At 70.3% G+C, this 16,664-nt stretch carries 11 protein-coding genes; 6 read left to right on the top strand and 5 right to left on the bottom strand.

The genetic code is table 11. The annotated features are described in order from the left end of the window. Positions 1–334 precede the first annotated feature (334 nt). Positions 335–1,834 (bottom strand): 30S ribosomal protein S1, encoded by a 1,500-nt coding sequence (gene rpsA, locus OG522_RS27895; RefSeq protein ID WP_053729297.1) that lies wholly within the window; start codon positions 1,832–1,834, stop codon positions 335–337. A gap of 362 nt (positions 1,835–2,196) precedes the next feature. On the opposite strand from rpsA, the gene OG522_RS27890 reads away from it, so the two are divergent. Further along, positions 2,197–3,036 (top strand): class I SAM-dependent methyltransferase, encoded by an 840-nt coding sequence (locus OG522_RS27890; protein ID WP_329465760.1) that lies wholly within the window; start codon positions 2,197–2,199, stop codon positions 3,034–3,036. A 333-nt stretch (positions 3,037–3,369) separates the two neighbouring features. After that, positions 3,370–5,862 carry an ATP-dependent helicase HrpB gene (gene hrpB / locus OG522_RS27885; protein WP_329465759.1) on the top strand — a complete coding sequence of 831 codons (2,493 nt, stop codon included), beginning with the start codon at positions 3,370–3,372 and terminating at the stop codon, positions 5,860–5,862. Here hrpB and OG522_RS27880 read toward each other — a convergent pair. The 3 genes from OG522_RS27880 to OG522_RS27870 form a co-directional block, all read right to left on the bottom strand. Further along, a complete protein-coding gene (locus OG522_RS27880) occupies positions 5,852–6,847 on the bottom strand; it encodes a DUF3068 domain-containing protein (RefSeq protein ID WP_329465758.1) in 996 nt (331 codons plus the stop codon). The genes hrpB and OG522_RS27880 overlap by 11 nt on opposite strands. 15 nt (positions 6,848–6,862) lie before the next feature. Next, on the bottom strand, positions 6,863–7,018 hold the full coding sequence (locus tag OG522_RS27875) for an SPW_0924 family protein (RefSeq protein WP_329465757.1): 156 nt from the start codon (positions 7,016–7,018) through the stop codon (positions 6,863–6,865). A gap of 136 nt (positions 7,019–7,154) precedes the next feature. Next, on the bottom strand, positions 7,155–8,855 hold the full coding sequence (locus OG522_RS27870; protein WP_329465756.1) for a lytic transglycosylase domain-containing protein: 1,701 nt from the start codon (positions 8,853–8,855) through the stop codon (positions 7,155–7,157). A gap of 266 nt (positions 8,856–9,121) precedes the next feature. Here OG522_RS27870 and OG522_RS27865 point away from each other — a divergent pair, with 266 nt between their 5' ends. Then, the gene (locus OG522_RS27865) at positions 9,122–9,979 is read left to right on the top strand and encodes a DUF4184 family protein (protein WP_329465755.1); all 858 of its coding nucleotides are present in this window, start codon (positions 9,122–9,124) and stop codon (positions 9,977–9,979) included. Positions 9,980–10,018: 39 nt separating this feature from the next. On the opposite strand, the gene polA is transcribed toward OG522_RS27865, so the two are convergent. Next, complete coding sequence (gene polA, locus OG522_RS27860) at positions 10,019–12,727, bottom strand: DNA polymerase I (RefSeq protein ID WP_329465754.1); 2,709 nt, start codon at positions 12,725–12,727, stop codon at positions 10,019–10,021. A gap of 263 nt (positions 12,728–12,990) precedes the next feature. Between polA and OG522_RS27855 the strand changes: the two genes are divergently transcribed. The 3 genes from OG522_RS27855 (at position 12,991) to OG522_RS27845 (ending at position 16,478) form a co-directional block, all read left to right on the top strand. Further along, positions 12,991–15,264, top strand: coding sequence for an FdhF/YdeP family oxidoreductase (locus tag OG522_RS27855; protein WP_329465753.1), 2,274 nt, complete (start codon positions 12,991–12,993; stop codon positions 15,262–15,264). Positions 15,265–15,422: 158 nt separating this feature from the next. Continuing rightward, a complete protein-coding gene (locus OG522_RS27850; RefSeq protein ID WP_329465752.1) occupies positions 15,423–15,890 on the top strand; it encodes a PaaI family thioesterase in 468 nt (155 codons plus the stop codon). 132 nt (positions 15,891–16,022) lie between these two features. Next, the gene (locus OG522_RS27845; RefSeq protein WP_329465751.1) at positions 16,023–16,478 is read left to right on the top strand and encodes a hypothetical protein; all 456 of its coding nucleotides are present in this window, start codon (positions 16,023–16,025) and stop codon (positions 16,476–16,478) included. Positions 16,479–16,664: the final 186 nt, after the last annotated feature.

Genomic DNA, 16,664 nt, shown 5'->3' with positions numbered 1-16,664 from the left:
ACTCCTCCTCGTGTTCACCAGGAAGAACGACCGGCGGGGCGCGGGCATTCCCGTGATCGCCGCTTTCCCGAAAAGCCTCGCCACGCGTGGAGAACCGCGGGCCGGGCGACGCCTCACCGCCTCTTGAACGAAGGGCTGTCCGGATTCGCTACGCGCCAATCGCGGCGCGGGGAATGGGAGTTGGCCGCGCTGTCAGGCGCACGCACCCCGCCGTTCCGGGCAGCCCCATCACTGCGCAATGGCGGCCCGACCCTCTCCGGGGGAATGAAGTAAGGCCCGCTCCCTATAGGGAGCGGGCCTTACTTTCAGCTATCTACCAGCTGGGGTCAGAGCGTCAGCTCTGGCCGCCCGCCAGCTTCTCGCGCAGGGCAGCCAGCGCCTCGTCCGACGCCAGGGCGCCGGAGTTGTCGTCCGACTCCGAGGAGTACGAACCGCCGGAGACGCCCGCCGGGGCGCCGGCCGGGGCGGCAGCACCCTCGGCAGCAGCGGCCTCGTCGGCCTCGCGGGACTTGATGACCTGGGCCTGGTGCTGCTCGAAGCGCGACTGCGCCTCGGCGTACTGACCCTCCCACGCCTCGCGCTGGGTCTCGTAGCCCTCGAGCCAGTCGTTGGTCTCGGGGTCGAAGCCCTCGGGGTAGATGTAGTTGCCCTGGTCGTCGTAGGACGCGGCCATGCCGTACAGGGTCGGGTCGAACTCGACCGACGCCGGGTCGGCACCGAAGGACTCGTTGGCCTGCTTCAGGGACAGCGAGATCCGGCGACGCTCAAGGTCGATGTCGATGACCTTGACGAAGATCTCGTCGTTGACCTGGACGACCTGCTCCGGGATCTCCACGTGACGCTCGGCCAGCTCGGAGATGTGGACCAGGCCCTCGATGCCCTCGTCGACGCGCACGAACGCACCGAACGGAACGAGCTTGGTGACCTTACCGGGGACAACCTGCCCGATCTGGTGCGTACGGGCGAACTGCTGCCACGGGTCCTCCTGCGTCGCCTTCAGCGACAGGGAGACACGCTCGCGGTCCATGTCGACGTCGAGGACCTCGACGGTGACTTCCTGGCCGACCTCGACAACCTCGGAGGGGTGGTCGATGTGCTTCCAGGACAGCTCGGAGACGTGGACGAGACCGTCGACGCCACCCAGGTCCACGAAGGCACCGAAGTTGACGATCGAGGAAACGACGCCGGAGCGGACCTGACCCTTCTGCAGGGTGGTGAGGAACGTCTGGCGAACCTCGGACTGGGTCTGCTCGAGCCAGGCACGGCGGGACAGGACCACGTTGTTGCGGTTCTTGTCCAGCTCGATGATCTTCGCCTCGAGCTCCTTGCCCACGTAGGGCTGGAGGTCGCGGACACGACGCATCTCGACGAGAGAGGCCGGCAGGAAGCCACGGAGGCCGATGTCGAGGATGAGACCACCCTTGACGACCTCGATGACGGTACCGGTGACGATGCCGTCTTCTTCCTTGATCTTCTCGATCGTGCCCCAGGCACGCTCGTACTGAGCGCGCTTCTTGGACAGGATCAGACGGCCTTCCTTGTCCTCCTTCTGGAGAACCAGGGCCTCGATCTCGTCGCCGACCTTGACGACCTCGTTCGGGTCGACGTCGTGCTTGATCGAGAGCTCACGGCTCGGGATCACGCCTTCGGTCTTGTAACCGATGTCGAGCAGGACCTCGTCCCGGTCGACCTTCACGATGACGCCGTCGACGATGTCGCCGTCGTTGAAGTACTTGATCGTCTCGTCGATCGCGGCGAGGAAGGCTTCCTCGTTACCGATGTCGTTGACCGCTACCTGCGGAGTGGTAGAGGTGGTCTCGGTGCTGCTCGTCATGTGGGAAAGGGCTCCGGTTACGGACAGAAAGTCGTAGGTACTGCCACGCCGAGAGCCCGTATCGCCTCTGCAGAAGCCGGACAGCCTGGGAAGCACCAATCCGGGTCGGTCCGGATGGCGCCTCGAGAACCGAGGGGACATACAACAGATGGAAGCGCGCCTGCTAGGTCTGAGGTGCGCAGGCTCGCAGCGCAACTTGTAGCATACGGGGGCAGCCGGACAGGGTCAATGCGCGAAGGCGCACACCCGGGGCGGATCCCCGCATTCCCGGCACAACTAAGGTTCCCCGAGGCCACGATGGGCCCCGCAGACCTCTCCGGAACACGAGGTCGCGTTCCGCGCAAACTACAACGACGGACACGATGAGCCAAGAGATCCAAGCGTACGAGTCCGAGAACGGCCCCGAATCCGAGCCGGAGGCGACTCGGCGTGCCGCCGGGGACACGGAGAGCAGCCGGGCCAGCCGGGGCTGGTGGGACCGCAACGCCGACGAGTACCAGACCGATCACGGAGCGTTCCTCGGCGACGACCGCTTCGTCTGGGGGCCCGAGGGCCTGGACGAGTCGGATGCCCGTCTGCTGGGCCCGGCCGGGTCACTGAAGGGACTCGACGTCCTGGAGATCGGCGCCGGAGCCGCCCAGTGTTCCCGCTGGCTGGCCGCCCAGGGCGCCCGCCCGGTGGCCCTGGACCTCTCACACCGGCAGCTCCAGCACGCCCTGCGCATCGACGGAGGCACATTCGCCCTGGTCGAGGCGGACGCGGGCGCGCTCCCCTTCGCGGACGGCAGTTTCGACCTGGCGTGCTCGGCGTACGGCGCGGTCCCCTTCGTGGCCGATCCGGTGAAGGTCTTCCGCGAGGTGCGGCGGGTACTGCGTCCCGGCGGCCGCTGGGTCTTCTCGGTCACCCACCCCATCCGCTGGGCGTTCCCCGACGAGCCGGGGCCCGAGGGCCTGTCCGTCGCCGCCTCCTATTTCGACCGCACGCCGTACGTCGAGCAGGACGAGAGCGGCGAGGCGGTCTACGTGGAGCACCACCGCACGCTGGGCGACCGGGTCCGGGACGTGGTCGCGGGCGGCTTCCGCCTGGAGGACCTCGTCGAGCCGGAGTGGCCGGCCTGGAACACCCAGGAGTGGGGCGGCTGGTCCCCGCTGCGGGGCAATCTGATCCCGGGAACCGCGATCTTCGTGTGCGTACGGGACTGAGGCGGGCGGGCCGGATACCTACGGGGCCGGCGCGGGTAGGACCTGTACGTACGCCGCTGGCACTCATCGACCGGGCGCCTACGGGGCTGGTGCCTGTGGGACCTATACGTACACGCCTGACACGCGCCGGCCGGGTGCCTACGAGGCGCGGGTGGTAGTACGCGAGTGACACACCGGCCGGATGCCTCCAGGCCCGATGCATACGGGACCGGGGCCGGGGCGGGCGGGGCCTGACCGGCTTCGGGGCAGAGTTACCCGGGGATAGTCATACAAGACCACCGGGCCTGTGGACAGAGCCGCACGCCGCCCGGCGAGACGTACGACACTGAGCGCATGATCCGAACCGACGCACTCGACGTCCTGCCGGTACGCGACGCCGTGCCCGAGCTGCTCACCGCGCTCGACGGGCACGGGACGGCCGTGCTGTGCGCGCCGCCCGGCACGGGCAAGACCACGCTGGTTCCCTTGGTACTCGCCGGGCTCGTCGGCGGCGGCCCAGTGCTCCGGGTCGTGGTCGCCGAGCCGCGCCGGATAGCGGCCCGCGCGGCCGCGCGCCGCATGGCGTGGCTGCTCGGCGAGCGCACTGGCGAGCGGGTCGGATTCACCGTGCGGGGCGAACGGTCCGTGGGGCCGGACACGGTGGTCGAAGTCGTCACCACCGGCGTGCTCCTCCAACGCCTGCAACGCGACCAGGAGTTGAGCGGCGTCGATGTCGTGGTCATCGACGAGTGCCACGAGCGACACCTCGACGCCGACACGGTGGCCGCCTTCCTCCTCGATGTGCGGGCGGCACTGCGGCCGGAGCTGCGTCTGGTGGCGGCGTCGGCGACGACCGACGCCGAGGGCTGGGCACGGCTGCTGGGGGACGCGCCCGTCGTCGAGGCAGCCGGGATCGCGCACCCGGTGGAGGTGGTGTGGGCGCCGCCCGCGCAGCCGGTGCGGCCACCGCACGGCATGCGGGTGGATCCGGCCCTGCTCACGCATGTGGCCTCGACGGTGCGGCGGGCGCTGGCCGAGCGGGACGGGGATGTGCTCTGCTTCCTGCCCGGCGTGGGGGAAATCGCCCGTGTGGCACGGCAGTTGGGCGATCTTCCCGGAATCGAGGTGCTCCAGGTGCACGGGCGGGCCCCTGCCTCTGTCCAGGACGCGGTGCTCGCCGGATCCACCGGGCGGCGGGTGGTTCTCGCCACCTCCGTCGCCGAGTCCTCGTTGACCGTGCCCGGCGTGCGGATCGTCGTGGACTGCGGCCTGGCTCGCGAGCCACGCGTGGACCATGCCCGCGGTCTCGGGGCGCTGACGACCGTACGGGCCTCTCGTGCGGCGGCCCGCCAGCGCGCGGGCCGGGCCGGGCGGGAGGCACCTGGCGCGGTCTATCGCTGCTGGACCGAGGCCGAGCACATCCGTCTGACGCGCTTCCCGGCCCCCGAGATCCGGGTCGCGGACTTGGCTGCCTTCGCTTTGCAGGCCGCCTGCTGGGGCGACCCGTCGGCGGACGGCCTCGCCCTTCTCGACGCGCCGCCGGCGGGGGCGATGGCCGCGGCCCGTTCCGTGCTGACGGCGATCGGCGCGGTGGACGAGCACGGCCGGGCCACCGATCGCGGCGCCCGGATGGCCCGGCTGGGCCTGCACCCTCGCCTCGCCCGAGCCCTTCTCGACGGCGCGGCCGAGGTCGGCGGGCAGCGGGCTGCCGAAGTGGTGGCGCTGCTGAGCGAGGAACCTCCGCGGGAGTACGGGGACGACCTGGCGGCGGCCTGGCGCACGGCTCACCGGGGCGGCGACGCGTACAGCGCGCGCTGGTCGCAGGAGGTGCGGCGGCTCGCCGGGTTCGCCGGGAAGCACCCCCAGAAGAGCTCCGCCGAGGCCGCCGCAGGGCTCGTCGCGGCGCTGGCGTTCCCCGAACGGGTGGCGCGGGCGCGCGGCGGCGGCTCCTTCCTCATGGTGTCCGGCACCGGAGCCGAGGTGGCGGAGGGCTCGGGGCTGCGCAGTGCCGGCTGGCTGGCGGTGGCCGTCGCCGACCGGCCCGTGCAGGCGGCCTCCGCGAGGGTGCGCCTGGCCGCCGTTATCGACGAGCCGACCGCCCGGCTCGCGGCGGGCCATCTGCTGACGGAGGGCGAGGAGGTGCACTGGGAGGACGGTGACGTGGTGGCCCGCCGGGTGGCCCGGCTCGGCGCGGTCGAGATGTCGGTGCGACCACTGAAGAACCCGGACCCGGCCCTCATACGCGGCGCGCTGCTGGAAGGCCTGGCGCGTGACGGGCTCGGCCTTTTGCGCTGGACCCGTGATGCGCAGGGCCTGCGGGAACGGCTCGCGTTTTTGCACCGGGTGCTCGGGGATCCGTGGCCTGAGGTCTGTGACGCCGCGCTGCTCGACCGGGCTGCGCAGTGGCTGGAGCCCGAGCTCTCGCGGGCCCGGCGCAGGGCCGACCTCGGGCGGATCGAGGCTGGGCAGGCGCTGAACCGGCTGCTGCCGTGGGCGACCGGAGAGGCGGCCCGGCTCGACGAGCTGGCCCCGGAGCGCATCGAGGTGCCCAGCGGGTCACGGATCCGGGTGGAGTACGGCGGTGAACAGCCGGTCCTGGCCGTGAAGTTGCAGGAGATGTTCGGCCTGGACGGCACGCCGACGGTGGCCGGGGTGCCGGTGGTGGTCCATCTGCTCTCTCCGGCCGGGCGGCCCGCCGCCGTCACCGCCGACCTGGCGAACTTCTGGCGCGACGGCTACCGCGCTGTCCGCGCCGAGTTGCGCGGTCGCTATCCCAAGCACCCGTGGCCGGAGGATCCGACGGCAGCCGAGGCGACGCGCTTCACCAAGGCGCGGCTCAGGCGATGACGGGTTCGAGCCGCTCCGTCACGGCAGGAGGCGGATCGCTGGGGCGGCGGCCGCGCGCCTCCAGCCACAGGGAGAGGCAGAGCAGGGCGATACCGAGACCGAGGAAGCCCCAGGGCAGGTAGGAGGTGAGCAGGAGGACCAGGGTGCGGTTCTTCTTGACCAGGTCGACGGTGTAGTTGACGTAGTCGTCGCGCATCTTGACGTCGCCCGCGAAGACGGTCACCTTGTCCCGGCCGCCGAGCAGGGTGCCGCCGCGCAGTTCCTCGTGGTTGACCTCCTCCCCGTTGACCGGTGCACCGGTCACGGGGTCGATCCAGAACTTCCGCACGGTGGTGTACCAGAGGGTGGTTCCGGTGGTCTTCTCCAGGGTGCTGGAGTCGACGCCGGACAGTGGCATCTTCTTCGGGTAGGGCACCTTGGTCCACGGGATGGTCTGCTCGAAGTAGTAGACGTCGAGGCCGTGGAACTTCTGGGTCCCCTTGTAGTGGATGGGCGCGGCGGTGCGGGCCTGGAAGTCGAAGTACTCGTAGTCCCGCTTCTCGGTCAGGAACGGCCACTTGAACTCGATGCCCTGGCGCTGCACGGGGTCGCCGTCGACCATCTCGCCGGTGGCGTGGACGGGTGCCTGGGTGTGCGCGTCGAAGATGTAGCGCTCGGGGATCTGGGAGACCATCTTGCCGTCGGGGCCCTGGATGTAGGACAGGGTGTCCCATACGACGACGTCCTTGCTGGCGCTCTTCTCGATCTCCCGGGACGCCTCCACATTGCCCTTGAGGGTCTGGACCACGGTGACCTTGGGAACCACCTTGGACTGCATGGTTCCGTAGTCGATCAAGGTGGCGTTCTTCGCTTCGAGGACGGCTTCCTGGTACTGGCTGGGCGGGATCTTGGCCAGCCGGGGAAAGGCGTACCAGCGCAGCAGCGGCGACAGGGCGCCGAAGAACACGGCGAGGGCGAGCAGGACGAGACTGGCTTTGCGTCGCATGGACCTGCTCTCCCTCTACTTGGTCTGGGTGATCTTCCCGGGGGCGCTGGGCACGGTGGTGAGCAGCGGCTTGGGCGAGGTCTTGCCCTCGGGGGCGCCGATGGCCGAGATGGTCAGGACGATGGCGAGGGCGGCGGCCAGTCCGATCGCGGCGGCTATGAGGGCGCGCATGCTCGGCCTCCGTGGAACTGATGGATCGTCAGGAGGGGGCACCGTAGCAACGCCCGGCCGAGATGAGAACACGTCGAGCAGCCCCTCTGCCGACGGGCGGCAAGGGGGCTGCTGGGACAAGCGGGGTCAGACGGGCCTAGGAGGCGGCGGCCACCTTGAGTTCGACGGTGAGCGTGGCCCCGCCGTCGGTCGTGAGACGGAGCTGGAACGTGCCGGTCTGGCTGTCGGCGTACATCTTCGGCAGGACCAGGAAGCCCTTCGCGTCCGTCTTCAGGTCCTTGAGCTCGCGGACCGGGTTGCCCTCGGCGTCCTTGAAGTAGGGGCCCTTGTCATTGACCTTGGGCTCGGCCTTCGGGTCGGCGCCCGCGGCCGGGGTCACGATCAGGGCGGCGGAGGCGGCCACAGCGGGGGCGACCGCGCCCTTGAAGGTCGCCTTGACGGACACCTGGTTGGCGAACTCGCCGTTCGGCGCGGCCGTCAGCACCTTGGCGTCACTGCGGACCAGGGCGTCGGCCTGCCGGGCGACAACCGTCGCCTTCCAGTCCACCGCGGAAAGCGCGGCGTCGACGAGCGTGGCTCGCACGGTGAACGTGCCGGTCTTCTCGCCCACCGTCAGCGCCGGGGCGGCGGCCGTGCCGTCCGTCGCGGTGGCCACCACCGCGGTGGTCGCACCGCCGGGGAAGCGGGTGTCGGTGTCACCGACGATCTCGAACTTCACCGACAGCTTCGCCATCGCCTTGCCGGACGCGTCCTTCACCCGAGCCGTCGGCTGCCCGCCGAACGCACCGCCCGCGAAGGCCGTCAGTTCGCTGGTGCCGGCGTTCTCGAACGTCGTCGGCCGTGCGACGGGCGGGGTCGGCGTGCCGCCGTCGCCACCCGGCTTGACGGGCGGCACCGGCGGCTTCACCGGCGGGGCGGGCGGGTTCGGCGTCGGCTTGGGGGCCGGCTTCTGGCTAGGCGGCGTCTTCGGCGTGACCGGCGGCTTGCTGGGCGTCCGGTCGCTGCGGCGGCCGGGCAGCGGGCCCGTGCCGTCGGGGACCTGGAAGCTGCCGCGCCGGTAGAAGTCGAACCACGTCGTGACCGTGGTCAGGTACTCCTGCGACTGGTTGTAGCTCAGGATCGCCTTGTCCAGGTCCTTCTTCACCGCGACGTCGCGGCCGTCCGCGCAGAGGTAGAAGCCCGTGGCGAGAGCCGCGTCGTAGACGTTGTTGGGGTCCTTGATGCCGTCGCCGTTGCCGTCCTTGCCCGACGTCGCCCAAGTCGACGGGATGAACTGCATCGGCCCGACCGCGCGGTCGAACACCTTGTCGCCGTCGTACGCACCGTGGTCGGTGTCCGCGATGTTGGCGAAGCCGGCGCCATTGAGCACCGGGCCGAGGATCGGGGTGAGGGTGGTGCCGTTGGCGTCCACGCGGCCGCCGTCGGCATGCCCCGATTCGACCTTGCCGATCGCGCCGAGCAGTTGCCAGGGGAGGTGGCAGCCGGGCCGGGCCGTCGCGAGCGCCGCCTCGGCCTTCTTGTATGCGTCCAGGACGGTCGCCGGTATGCCCTGCTGGTCACCGCCGACGGGGTTGCTCGCCGTCGGGTTCGGGTTCAGGTTCGGGTTCGGCGGCGTCGGCGACACGAGCGGCGGAAGGTCCGTGTAGTACGGGGAGTTACCGGATGCCGGGTTGCTCGGGGTGGGCGTCGGTGTGGCGTCCGAGGCCGCCTGGTCGCCCGGGTTGCTCGCGTGCACGACTCCCGGCGCCTGCGATGCGGAAAGCGCCGCCACCGCCACCGCGGCCAACGCCGTGGTCCCCGCTCCCTTGCGCAGTCGTCGGCCCATGTGCGGTGCCATACGTCAAGTCCCTCCCCGTACTCGGCTGTCCGCGCTCCCCAGCGCGAGAACTCAGGTGACACTACGGCAACCAACGGCGCGATGACACCGCCGTCTGACCGGTTTTCACTGATTCGCCACCTGTGCGTTGCCCTGTCGATAACAAGGGAACCTGTTCCGGATACCGAACGTTGTTGATCGCTGATGGGTAATGGATGCGAGCAAATGACGCCTACCGGCCGAGGGTTGACGCCGACAGGTGAGATCGACCGACTGACGAGGGACGTATGCCGTTCACGCTGAGCCACGCCGCGGCGGTGCTGCCCGGCATCCGGAGGAACGGCACGGCACGCGGACGGCTCGTCGCGTCGGCTCTGGTCGCGGGCTCGTTCGCGCCGGACGTCACGTACTACGTCGCGACGGCCGTGCCTGACGCCATGCCGTTCGGCCGGATCACGCACTCCGCACTCGGCGTCGTCACCGTGGACGTCCTGACCGCGTACGCCCTGGTCGCGATGTGGCTACTGATGCGAGAGCCCCTGATCGCGCTGCTGCCTCGGACATCCTGGCGCTCCCGCGTGTACGCGGTCGTCCGCGGCCGCTCCTGGCAGCGCCCTCTCGCCCCGTTCCTGGTTGGCTGGTTCTCGCTGTCGGCTGTGATCGGCTCGGCCACTCATGTGGCGTGGGACGCGTTCACGCATGCCGACCGCTTCGGCACCCGGGTGCTGCCGGCGCTGGGCGAGAAGATCGCCGGCCTCCCCTTCTACTGGTACGCCCAGTACGGGGGCTCGGCCCTGGCGATGACGGGAATCGGCTGGTTCGCCCTGACAGCGCTGCGCCGAGCCCCCGCGCACCACGGGCAGGCGCCGGCCGGACTCGCCGTGCGGGAACGCCGGTTGGTGCTGTCCGTGCTGATCGGCTGTACGGCGGTGGCCGCGACCTACCGGTGCTTGCGCTGGTACGCCTTGTACGGCGACGTCTCGGTCCTCGGCCTCATCCCGAGCGCGTGCTTCGGGGGCGGCGTGGGGCTGACGGCGGCGGCGCTGGCCTACGCGTGGGCGTGGAGATCAGGGGGCCTCGGCCGGGGCGCGCCCCGGGACGACCCTGCGTTGTCCGGGCCGGCCGAGCCGGACAACGCAGGGTGACGAGCGGGCGGGTCCGGCGACGGCCCTGCCCGCCGTCCCTCAGTGCGCGGCCGACTCCCAGTCGTTGCCCGCTCCCACGGACACGTCCAGGGGAGCGCGGAGCTCCACCGCTCCCGCCATCTCGCGGCGGACCAGCTCCTCCACCCGCTCGCGTTCGCCCGGCGCGATTTCCAGGACGATTTCGTCGTGGACCTGGAGCAGGAGGCGGGAGGTGAGACCCGCTTCGGTCAGGGCGCGGTCCACGTTCAGCATCGCCACCTTCACGATGTCCGCCGCCGTGCCCTGGATCGGGGCGTTGAGCGCCATCCGCTCGGCCATCTCGCGGCGCTGGCGGTTGTCGCTGTTGAGGTCGGGCAGGTAGCGGCGGCGGCCCAGCATGGTCTCCGTGTAGCCCGTCGCGCGCGCTTCCTCCACCACTCGCTGGAGGTAGTCCCGTACACCGCCGAAGCGCTCGAAGAACGTGTCCATCAGACCGCGTGCCTCGCCCGCCTCGATGTTCAGCTGCTGCGAGAGGCCGAAGGCCGACAGGCCGTACGCGAGGCCGTACGACATCGCCTTGATCTTGCGCCGCATCTCCGGGTCGACCCGGGACTTGGCCACGCCGAACACCTGCGAGGCGACCGTGGTGTGCAGGTCCTCACCGGAGGCGAACGCCTCGATGAGGCCCTCGTCCTCGGACAGGTGGGCCATCACGCGCAGTTCGATCTGGCTGTAGTCCGCGGTGAGCAGCGACTCGTAGCCCTCGCCGACCACGAAGCCCCGCCGGATCGCGCGGCCCTCGTCCGTACGCACCGGAATATTCTGCAAGTTGGGGTCGGTCGAGGAGAGGCGGCCGGTCGCCGCGACCGTCTGGTTGAACGTGGTGTGGATGCGGCCGTCCGCGGCGACCGTCTTGATCAGGCCCTCGACGGTGACCCGCAGCTTCGCCTGCTCGCGGTGGCGCAGCATGATGACCGGCAGCTCGTGCTCGGTCTGTGCCGCCAGCCAGGCCAGCGCGTCGGCGTCCGTGGTGTAACCGGTCTTGGTCTTCTTCGTCTTGGGCAGGGCCAGTTCACCGAAGAGAACTTCCTGGAGCTGCTTGGGCGAGCCCAGGTTGAACTCGTGGCCCACCGAGGCGTGCGCCTCCTTCACGGCCTGCTGCACCGCACCCGCGAACTGCTGCTCCATCGCTTCGAGATGGGCCCGGTCGGCAGCGATGCCGTACCGCTCCATGCGGGCGAGGAGAAGGGAGGTGGGCAACTCGACGTCGTGCAGCAGTTCCGCCGCGCCGACCTCCTTCAGGCGCTCCGTGAACGCGCCGCCCAGGTCGAGGACAGCCCGCGCCTGGGCCATCAGCGCGTCAGCCTCCGCCTCGTCGTCCGAGCCGAAGGCGAGCTGACCGTCGGCAGCGGCCGGCGCCAGCTCGCGGCCCAGGTACTCGACGGACAGCGCGTCCAGGGCGAAGGAGCGGCGGCCCGGCTTGACGAGGTAGGCGGCGAGCGCGGTGTCCATCGCGACGCCCGCGACGCTCCAGCCGTGCTCGGGGAAGACCCGCATGGCGGCCTTCGCGTTGTGCATGATCTTGGGCGCCGCGGCGTCCGCGATCCAGGCGGCGAAGGCCTGCTCGTCGGCCGCGTCGAGCTGGGCCGGGTCGAACCAGGCCGCCGCACCGCCGGCCGCGGCCAGCGCGATCTCGGTGACGCTGCCGGTGCCCAGCGCCCAGGTGTCGACCGTGGCCACCCCGAGCGGCTGACCGCCGTGCTCGGCCAGCCACCCGGCCAGCTCGCCGGCGGCCAGCACCGAGCCGTCCAGCTCCACCGCGGCCTCCGGCGCCGGAGCCTGGTCCTGACCCGCGCCCGGGTCGACGGCGAGCAGCCGCTCGCGCAGCGACGGGTTGCGGATCTCCAGGACGTCGAGGACACCGGTCACCGCGGCACGGTCGTACGGGGCGCGCTCCAGGTCGGCCGGGCCCTTGGGCAGCTCGACGTCCTTGACCATCTCGGTCAGGCGCCGGTTGAGCTTGACCGCCTCGATGTGGTCGCGGAAGTTCTGCCCCGCCTTGCCCTTGACCTCCTCGGCGCGCTCGACCAGCTCCGCGAACGAACCGAACTGGTTGATCCACTTCGCGGCGGTCTTCTCACCGACGCCGGGGATGCCCGGCAGGTTGTCCGACGGGTCGCCGCGCAGCGCCGCGAAGTCCGGGTACTGCTGCGGAGTCAGGCCGTACTTCTCCACCACCTTCTCCGGGGTGAACCGGGTCAGCTCGGAGACGCCCTTCGTCGGGTACAGGACGGTGACGTGCTCGGAGACCAGCTGGAAGGCGTCCCGGTCACCGGTGACGATGAGGACCTCGAAGCCCGCCGCCTCGGCCTGGGTGGCGAGCGTGGCGATGATGTCGTCGGCCTCGAAGCCGTCGGTCGCGAACCGGTCGGCGTGCATCGCGTCGAGCAGCTCGCCGATCAGCTCGACCTGCCCCTTGAATTCGTCCGGGCTCTTCGACCGGTTCGCCTTGTACTCCGGGAACTCCGTCGAGCGCCACGTCTTGCGGGAGACGTCGAACGCCACCGCGAAGTGCGTGGGCGCCTCGTCACGCAGGGTGTTCGCGAGCATCGACATGAAGCCGTAGACCGCGTTGGTCGGCTGGCCCGTCGCGGTCGTGAAGTTCTCCGCGGGCAGCGCGAAGAACGCCCGGTACGCCAGGGAGTGCCCGTCCATGAGGAGCAGGCGCGGTCGGTTGTCCGGGGCATTCTTCGATGCTGTCTCAGCCATGCCCCCGATCCTGCCACGCCCCACTGACAATCCCCGCCAGCCCCGGACCCGGCGGCCCTCGCGACCTGTCCGGAGGGGCTGTCAGTGCCGCGTGACAGGATCGGACACGCACACATCTCGCATCCGCACGAAGTATCCGCACGAAGTGTCCACACGCACGTGTACGTGCGCGGTATCCGTACGCCGTATCCGTACGCGATCTGCGCGCGAAGTGTCCGCACCACGTGTTCGTACGACGTGTCCGCTCGAAGGGGAGCAGCGCCATGGTCAGCAAGCCGCCCGTAGGTGAACCGGTCCAGGACGCGCCGCAGGTCGCCGCGCCGAAGCGTGCCGCCGCCGGTCTTCCCGCCATCGGCCACACCCTGCGCATGGCCCAGGAGCAGATGGGCCTGCGCCGCACCGCGCAGACCCTGCTGAAGGTCAACCAGAAGGACGGCTTCGACTGTCCGGGCTGCGCCTGGCCGGAGGGCGACAAGCGGCACACCGCGGAGTTCTGCGAGAACGGGGCCAAAGCCGTCGCCGAGGAGGCGACCCTGCGCCGCGTCACCCCGGACTTCTTCGCCGCGCGCCCCCTCTCCGACCTCGCCGAGCGCAGCGGATACTGGCTGGGCCAGCAGGGCCGCATCACCCAGCCGATGTATCTGCCCGAGGGCGCCGAGCGGTACGAGGCGATCACCTGGGAGCGGGCCTTCGAGATCATCGCGGAGGAGCTCAACGCGCTCGGCTCGCCCGACGAGGCCCTCTTCTACACCTCGGGCCGCACCAGCAACGAGGCAGCGTTCCTGCTGCAGTTGTTCGCCCGCGAGTTCGGCACCAACAACCTTCCGGACTGCTCCAACATGTGTCACGAGTCGTCCGGCTCGGCACTGACGCAGACCATCGGCATCGGCAAGGGCAGCGTCTCCCTCGAAGACCTGCACCAGGCCGACCTGATCGTGGTCGCCGGGCAGAACCCGGGCACCAACCACCCCCGGATGCTGTCCGCCCTGGAGAAGGCGAAGGCCGCCGGAGCGAAGATCATCTCGGTGAATCCGCTGCCCGAGGCGGGACTGGAGAAGTTCAAGAACCCGCAGACCCCGCAGGGCATGATCAAGGGCGCCGACCTCACCGACCTGTTCCTGCAGATCCGCATCGGCGGCGACCAGGCACTCTTCCGCCTCCTCAACAAACTGATCATCGAGACCGAAGGCGCCGTCGACGAGCTGTTCGTCCGCGAACACACCCACGGCTACGAGGAGTTCAAGGCCGCGGCCAAGGAAGCCGACTGGGACCAGACGCTCGCCGCGACCGGCCTGACCCGCACCGCGATCGAGCAGGCTCTCGCCATGGTGCTCGCCTCCAAGCGCACCATCGTGTGCTGGGCGATGGGCCTGACCCAGCACAAGCACGCCGTGCCGACCATCCGTGAAGTCGTCAACTTCCTTCTGCTGCGCGGCAACATCGGCCGCACCGGCGCCGGAGTCTGCCCGGTGCGCGGCCACTCCAACGTGCAGGGCGACCGCACCATGGGCATCTTCGAGCGGCCCGCGCCCGCGTTCCTCGACGCCCTGGAGAAGGAGTTCGGCTTCGCCCCGCCCCGCGAGCACGGCTACGACGTCGTACGGTCCATCGAAGCGCTGCGGGACGGCAAGGCGAAGGTGTTCTTCGCCATGGGCGGCAACTTCGTGGGCGCCACCCCCGACACCGAGGTCACCGAAGCCGCGATGCGACGGGCCTCGCTGACGGTCCACGTCTCGACCAAACTCAACCGCTCGCACGCGGTGACCGGGCGGCGCGCCCTGATCCTGCCCACCCTGGGGCGCACCGACAAGGACGTCCAAAAGAGCGGCAAGCAGTTCGTGACCGTCGAGGACTCCATGGGCATGGTGCACGCCTCCCGCGGCAACCTCACCCCCGCGAGCCCCCACCTCCTGTCCGAGCCGGCCATCGTCGTCCGCATGGCCCAGGCCACCCTCGGCGCCAGCTCCGCCATCAACTGGGCCGAGTTCGAGAAGGACTACGCCACCATCCGCGACCGCATCGCCCGCGTGGTGCCCGGCTTCGAGGACTTCAACAAGAAGGTCGCCCACCCCGGCGGCTTCCAGCTCCCGCACGGCCCGCGCGACGAGCGCCGCTTCCCCACCGCCACCGGCAAGGCCAATTTCACGGCCGCGCCCGTCGAGTTCCCGGAGCTGCCCGAGGGCCGGCTGCTGCTCCAGACGCTGCGCTCGCACGACCAGTACAACACCACCATCTACGGCCTTGACGACCGCTACCGCGGCATCAAGGGTGGCCGCCGCATCGTCATGGTCAACCCCGAGGACGCACGCCAACTGGGCCTGGCCGACGGCTCGTACACGGATCTGGTCAGCGAGTGGAAGGACGGCGTGGAGCGCCGCGCGCCCGGCTTCCGCGTCGTCCACTACCCGACCGCGCGCGGCTGCGCCGCCGCCTACTACCCGGAGACCAACGTCCTGGTGCCGCTGGGCTCCACGGCCGACGTCAGCAACACCCCGGCCAGCAAATCGGTGATCGTACGGTTCGAACGCACCGAGTAGTCCACCAACGCACAGGGGAGGGCAGGAGGCACAGGAGTCAGGGGGACAGCGGGCGTCCGCGATCCGGAATGAGAGCTGGGTCCTAAGCGTTTGCTCAGAGCATCTGGTATGACGGTGCGGACATCGCAGTCACCCCTTCTTGAACGGAGCCGGAGCCCATGGGCGAGCAGAGCAGCGTGAAGTTCCCGCAGGAAGTCATCGACGAGTACGCGGCCCTCGGCGTCGACCTGCCCGCCCTGTTCTCGGCCGGACACCTCGGCACCCGCATGGGCGTGCAGATCCTTGAAGCCTCCGCGGAGCGCGTGGTGGGCACCATGCCGGTCGAGGGCAACACCCAGCCGTACGGGCTGCTGCACGGCGGCGCCTCCGCGGTGCTCGCCGAGACGCTCGGCTCGGTCGGCTCGATGCTGCACGGCGGCCTCGGCAAGGTCGCGGTCGGCGTGGACCTGAACTGCACCCACCACCGCGGCGTGCGCAGCGGCCTGGTGACCGGCGTGGCCACCCCCGTGCACCGCGGGCGCTCGACGGCGACGTACGAGATCGTCATCACCGACGAGCAGGACAAGCGGGTCTGCACGGCCCGCCTCACCTGTCTGCTGCGCGACGCCGACGGCACCAAGGGCTGACCCTCCGCAACACCCGGGATCATCGCGACGCGGACCGCACATCCCGCGGAGCTCTCAAGTCCGTTTATCGGCCGGTGAGTTGACCACTCACCGGCCATTGTCATGTCCCGATCGGCGCCCTAACTTCGTGCCATGAGGACCCAAGGACGGCTGCGGGCACCCCTCGCCCTGGCGGGCGCACTCGCCGCGGTGGCCCTCCTCGCCGGCTGCGACGGCGCTCATCACCCCCTGGACGAAGCCACCGTCCCGATCAGCGCCCGGGGGGCCAACTCGCCCTCTCCGCAGGCGACTTCACCGCAGGACCTCTGCACCCACCTGATCGTCTACTGGGCGAAACAGGAGCTGGACCAAGGCCGGGGTTCGGGCCTCGACTACCAGGAGAAGGGCCTGTCGGACGGGCAGAACGAGATCCTCCTCGCCACGCTGACCGCCGCCCGCAAGGAGCGCGCCGCTCACGGCGCGGCCGCCGGGGACCGCCTCATCGAGCAGCAGGCGCACCTCGGTTGCGCCGAGCGCTACCGCAACGGCACCCCGACGACGGACCCTTGGGCGCAGACCAAGCTCCCCACCCCCTCCGGCTCACCGTAACGCTCCGTAACATTCGAGAGGCCGCGAAGGGCGAATACCAGCCATCGGCGAGCAGCCTGCCCGCCAGCGACCGGCATCCGGACGCCCGGCGGCCTGTCAGCACCATGATCCCCTCAAGCCCCTTAGCGGAACTGGGCGTTCTCACCATGCGAGAAATCCCGGCACCCTAAATTGTACAAATTGTCC

The sequence above is a fragment of the Streptomyces sp. NBC_01431 genome, from assembly GCF_036231355.1.
Classification (GTDB): Bacteria; Actinomycetota; Actinomycetes; order Streptomycetales; family Streptomycetaceae; genus Streptomyces.
Note: the sequence above shows the minus strand (reverse complement) of the source record. Positions and strands in the feature narration are given on the sequence as shown.